The sequence below is a fragment of the Nonomuraea cavernae genome, from assembly GCF_014646355.1.
In the GTDB taxonomy this organism is placed as follows: Bacteria; Actinomycetota; Actinomycetes; order Streptosporangiales; family Streptosporangiaceae; genus Nonomuraea; species Nonomuraea cavernae.
Map to the genome: position 1 here is coordinate 1 of NZ_BMNH01000079.1, position 546 is coordinate 546.

1 protein-coding gene is annotated in these 546 nt (G+C 67.4%); it reads right to left on the reverse strand.

What is annotated here, in order from left to right; translation table 11 throughout:
* Positions 1 to 546 (reverse strand): TCP-1/cpn60 chaperonin family protein (locus IEY82_RS38755; RefSeq protein ID WP_308425909.1); only part of this gene is annotated, 546 nt, incomplete at both ends.

The window sequence follows — 546 nt, forward strand, 5'->3', positions numbered from 1 at the left end:
GCCCTTGTCGAAGCGCATGCCCTCGGTGAGCTCGAGCTCCAGGCCGAAGGTGTTGCTCTCCTCGACGGTGATGACGCCTTCCTTGCCGACCTTGTCCATCGCCTCGGCGATGAGCGCCCCGATCTCGGGGTCGGCGGCGGAGATGGAGGCGGTGGAGGCGATCTGCTCCTTGGTCTCCACGTCCTTGGCCAGCTTGGACAGCTCCTCGCTGACCCGCTCGACGGCGGACTCGATGCCCTTCTTCAGCGACATCGGGTTGGCGCCGGCGGCGACGTTGCGCAGGCCCTCACGGACCAGCGCCTGGGCCAGCACGGTGGCGGTCGTGGTGCCGTCGCCCGCCACGTCGTCGGTCTTCTTGGCGACTTCCTTGACCAGCTCGGCGCCGATCTTCTCCCACGGGTCCTCGAGCTCGATCTCCTTGGCGATGGAGACACCATCGTTGGTGATCGTGGGAGCGCCCCACTTCTTCTCCAGCACGACGTTGCGGCCCTTGGGCCCCAGGGTCACCTTGACGGCGTCGGCGAGCTGGTTCATACCGCGCTCGAG